Annotated in this window: 1 pseudogene; it reads right to left on the bottom strand. The window is 59.6% G+C overall.

The features are described 5' to 3' along the window. Positions 1 to 45 precede the first annotated feature (45 nt). A pseudogene (locus tag MO867_RS22945) lies at positions 46 to 285 on the bottom strand (hypothetical protein); the annotation flags it as partial.

The following is a 285-nucleotide window of genomic DNA, read 5'->3' as shown; positions in this document are numbered from 1 at the left end:
CGCCTACATTCAAGCGTTGCAGAGATTGCACAGATCGCCGCAAGCTCAGTCCAGATATGTGGCGCTGTCGGCCGCAAACCGCTGGCCGGCCTCGATGTATTCATGCTTTAAGCGTGCGACCAACTCGGCAGTACTTGGCACATCCTTGATGGAGCCCACGCCCTGGCCCGCTGACCAGACTGTTTTCCAGGCCTTGGCTTCGTCACTCAGGTCCACCGACTTGGAAGCATCGTGCTGCGCATCCAGCAGCCCTGCGGCCTCAAGGCTCTGACGCATAAAGCTGGC

It is taken from the genome of Microbulbifer okhotskensis (genome assembly GCF_023895975.1).
Classification (GTDB): Bacteria; Pseudomonadota; Gammaproteobacteria; order Pseudomonadales; family Cellvibrionaceae; genus Microbulbifer; species Microbulbifer okhotskensis.
Note: the sequence above shows the minus strand (reverse complement) of the source record. Positions and strands in the feature narration are given on the sequence as shown.